General features: G+C 66.3%; 5 protein-coding genes. 4 read left to right on the forward strand and 1 reads right to left on the reverse strand.

Features of this window, described 5'->3' with window-relative positions; translation table 11 throughout:
- From WA965_RS23355 to rraA, 3 genes are all read left to right on the forward strand, one after another.
- A partial coding sequence (locus WA965_RS23355; RefSeq protein WP_526448124.1) for a CopD family protein occupies positions 1 to 501 on the forward strand: 501 nt, incomplete at its 5' end.
- Between the two features lie 78 nt (positions 502 to 579).
- The gene (locus tag WA965_RS23360; RefSeq protein WP_526302834.1) at positions 580 to 1035 is read left to right on the forward strand and encodes an Rv3852 family protein; all 456 of its coding nucleotides are present in this window, start codon (positions 580 to 582) and stop codon (positions 1033 to 1035) included.
- 7 nt (positions 1036 to 1042) lie between these two features.
- Entirely contained in the window at positions 1043 to 1528 is a 486-nt protein-coding gene (gene rraA, locus WA965_RS23365; RefSeq protein WP_526302833.1) for a ribonuclease E activity regulator RraA, read from the forward strand.
- A 7-nt stretch (positions 1529 to 1535) separates the two neighbouring features.
- Here rraA and WA965_RS23370 read toward each other — a convergent pair whose 3' ends face one another.
- Positions 1536 to 3011, reverse strand: a complete 1476-nt coding sequence (locus WA965_RS23370) for a flavin-containing monooxygenase (RefSeq protein WP_526302832.1) — start codon at positions 3009 to 3011, stop codon at positions 1536 to 1538.
- Between the two features lie 76 nt (positions 3012 to 3087).
- Between WA965_RS23370 and WA965_RS23375 the strand changes: the two genes are divergently transcribed.
- Positions 3088 to 3729: a TetR/AcrR family transcriptional regulator gene (locus WA965_RS23375; RefSeq protein WP_526302831.1), complete on the forward strand. Its 642-nt coding sequence runs from the start codon at positions 3088 to 3090 to the stop codon at positions 3727 to 3729.
- Positions 3730 to 3848: the final 119 nt, after the last annotated feature.

Consider the following 3848-nt stretch of genomic DNA (forward strand, 5'->3'; position numbering starts at 1 on the left):
GGCGCGTCGCGTGCGGTCGCCGCCGGCGTGGCTGCCGTCGGCATTCTCGGGCACCCGCTGACCGGGCATCTGTCGGCGAGCCCGTGGGGTGGGACGGCGATCGCGGTCCACGCCCTCGCCGCGGCGCTGTGGTGCGGTGTTCTCGCCGGTCTGGTCCTCACCGTCGAGCACCGCGGTCAATGGGCCCGGGTACTGCCACGATTCTCCCAGCTGTCGCTGTGGTGCGTCGCGGTGCTGCTGGCTGCGGGCGTCGTCGGCGCAGCGGTGGTGATCAGCTCGCCCACCGATCTGTACACCACCGGGTACGGCAGGGTGCTGACCGCCAAGATCGTGCTGACCGCTGTGCTGATGGCCCTGGCGTGGCGCAATCGGTCGCACTGGTTGCCCGCCGCGCGAGCGCACCGTGCCACGGCCGTCATCTCACGCTCCCGCGCCTACACCGAACTGGCGCTGATGGCCGTGACACTGGCTGCGGCCGCCGCCCTCGCGGTCACCGGATGACACCAGAATCGACGTGACTTCACTCCCTGGCATGATGGGGACACTGCCGGGTGCAGACCACGCAAAAGGAGCAGTTACATGGCAGACCAGCCGGATCGGCCCGACGAGAGTCCCGATGCCGCCACCCCTGCGCGCGAACCGTCGGCGCCGCCGGTGAACAAGGCCGCTGCCGCGAAGAAGGCCGCGCCCGCCAAGAAGGCGACCCCGGCGAAGAAAGCTCCCGCGAAGAAAGCTGCTGCGAAGAAGGCGCCGGCGAAGAAGGCGGCACCCGCCAAGAAGACCCCGGCACCTGCGCCACAGAAGCCGCCCACGCCACTCGCGAAAACGAACGGCGACGTGGCCTCGGCCGCCAAAGAGGCAGCAGCACAAGCCAAAGCAGCCGTTGCCACCGCCACCGACGCAGTCGCCGGCGCGCCCCCGGCCCAGCGGGATGAACACGACTCGTCGCGCCTTCCCGTCGCCGCGGCACTGATCGCCGGGCTGCTGACGATCGTCGCGGTGCTGTATGTCGCCCGACGCAGCAGTGGCGAGTAGACACTTCGTGACTGTTACCCCGCGCCCCACCGCCGACCTCGTCGACGAGATCGGCCTCGACGTGCGCAGCTGCGATCTGCAGCTCGGTCAGTACGGCGGCCGGTCCCAGTTCGCCGGGCCGATCACGACCGTGCGGTGCTTCGAGGACAACGCCCTGCTGAAGTCGGTGCTCTCCGAACCGGGCGGCGGCGGTGTGCTGGTGATCGACGGGGCCGGTTCGGTGCATTCCGCACTGGTCGGCGATCTCATCGCCGAGTTGGCCCGGTCCAACGGGTGGGCGGGTCTGATCATCAACGGCGCGGTGCGGGATGCGGCGGTGCTCCGGACGCTCGACATCGGCATCAAGGCGCTGGGCACCAACCCGCGCAAGAGCTCCAAGACCGGCGAGGGCGTGCGTGACGGCGCCGTCGAGTTCGGGGGCGTGGTGTTCGTGCCCGGGCACATCGCCCACAGCGACGACGACGGCATCGTCGTCGTCGCTGCGTCGGGGTGACTACCGGCTATGCGGACGTCGTCGCAGGCACCCGGTTCCGGGAGAAGGCCAACGCGTCGTCGTCGACCCTCCCGCGGCGGATGGACTGCAGGTCGATCAGGTAGTTCTGCTTGAGGCGCCACGGTGCCCGCGAACCCTGCTTCGGCAGGTAATCCAGCGCTCGAAGCACATAGCCGGGCGTGAAGTCCATCAGCGGGCGCTCGTCCACACTGTTGCCCGGGTGGCGCGGCTCGACGGTGTCGTAGTCGTTGGCATCCATGTGGTTGATGACGCGGCAGAAGAACTCCGAGACCAGGTCTGCCTTCAGGGTCCACGATGCATTGGTGTACCCGATGGTGAACGCCATGTTGGGCATCTCGGTCAGCATCATGCCCTTGTAGGCCATCGTGTCGTTGAGTTCGATCTCCTTGCCGTTGCGGGTGATCTGCGCCCCGCCGAACAGCTGGAGGTTCAAACCCGTTGCCGTGACGATGATGTCGGCTTCGAGTTCCTGTCCGGAGGACAGCTTGATGCCCGTAGCGGTGAACCGCTCGATCGTATCGGTGACCACATCGGCCTTGCCCGATCGGATCGTCTTGAACAGGTCGCCGTTGGGCGCCAGGCACAGCCGCTCGTCCCACGGGTTGTAGCTGGGTCCGAAGTGCTTGGCGACGTCATACCCCTCGGGCAGGCGCCGCTGCGCCATCGTCATCAACGTCTTGCGCATGAATTTCGGGAAACGACGGGCGATCTGGTACTGCGCCGATTGGAAAACAATGCTCTTCCAGCGGTTCACGACGTAGGCCGGTTTGGTGGGCAGCGTCTTGTTCATCCGGACGGTGAACGGGTCCACATCGGGCAGCGCACCGACGTAGGTCGGCGACCGCTGCAGCATCGTCACGTGGCCGGCGCCCGAATTGGCAAGTGCCGGAATGAGAGTGATGGCGGTGGCGCCGCTGCCGATGACGACGATGCGCTTGCCCGCGTAGTCGAGATCCTCGGGCCAGTGCTGCGGGTGGATGATGGTGCCGGCGAAGTCCTCGGATCCCGCGAACTCGGGCGAGAAACCCTGGTCGTAGTTGTAGTAGCCGCTGCACGCCATCAGGTACCGGGCAGAGATCTCGATCTGCTCGCCGTCACGCTCCACGTGCACCGTCCAGCGACTGTCCTCGTCGGACCAGTCGGCGGACTTGACGTTCTGGCCGTAACGGATGTGCTTGTCGATACCCGACTCGGCGACGGTCTCCTGGAGGTAGGCCATGATGTCCGGCCCGTCGGCGATCGCCTTGTCCGAAGTCCACGGCTTGAACCGGAAGCCGAGGGTGAACATGTCGGAGTCCGAACGGATGCCCGGATACTTGAACAGATCCCAGGTGCCGCCGAGATTGTCCCGGCGTTCCAGGATCACATAGCTCTTGCCCGGACAGCGGTCCTGCAGATGCCAAGCGGCGCTGATGCCGGAGATGCCGGCTCCCACGATCACTACGTCGACAAATTCGGTCATGACGTCAAGTTATCAACGCCGTGTCGAATAAGTCAACAGTCTGTCGAGAAACTCGACGTGATGTAAAGTCACTGAGGTGACGACTGCCAGCCAAGCCCGCCCCGGCCGGGGCCGACGGGCCGCGCGCCCATCCGGCGACGATCGCGAGCTGGCCATCCTGGAGACCGCCGAGCGACTGCTCGAAGGCCGATCGCTCGCCGAGATCTCGGTCGACGATCTGGCCCGGGGGGCCGGCATCTCGCGGCCGACTTTCTACTTCTATTTCTCCTCCAAAGACGCCGTCCTGGTCACGCTGATCGAACGCGTCATCGTCGGGGCCGACTCCGCGCTCGAGGCCCAATCCGACCAGATCCCCACCAACAGGTACGACTTCTGGCGCGCCGGAATCAACTTCTTCTTCGAGGGCTTCGGCACCCACAAGGCGGTCTCCCGCGCCGCCTACGAGGCACGCGCAACGATCTCCGAGGCCGGCGAACTGTGGTCGAAGTCCATGCAGAAATGGATCGACAACACCGCACGCATCATCGAAGCCGAGCGGGCCCGAGGCGAAGCGCCTACGACGCTACCGGCCCAGGATCTCGCCACCGCGCTGAACCTGATGAACGAACGCGTGCTTATCGCAGCGTTCGCCGACGAGCGACCGGCGGTCCCCGAGGGCCATGTGCTCGACACGCTCGTGCACATCTGGATCACCAGCATCTACGGCGAGACCCCCTGACCTGTCGGTACCCGATGCGAACATATGTTCGTGTCCGACGCCTCTGCGCGATCGCCGGCCCGGCCGGCGACCATCCTGCATGCCGACCTCGACTCGTTCTACGCGTCGGTCGAGCAGCG

Origin of the sequence: Mycobacterium sp., assembly GCF_049683935.1 — a bacterium.
In the GTDB taxonomy this organism is placed as follows: Bacteria; Actinomycetota; Actinomycetes; order Mycobacteriales; family Mycobacteriaceae; genus Mycobacterium.

Bases quoted from the DNA above. Each gene is read 5' to 3' on its own strand.
- WA965_RS23370 (WP_526302832.1), bottom strand. From the start codon at position 3,011: ATGACCGAATTTGTCGACGTAGTGATCGTGGGAGCCGGCATCTCCGGC.
- WA965_RS23360 (WP_526302834.1), top strand. From the start codon at position 580: ATGGCAGACCAGCCGGATCGGCCCGACGAGAGTCCCGATGCCGCCACC.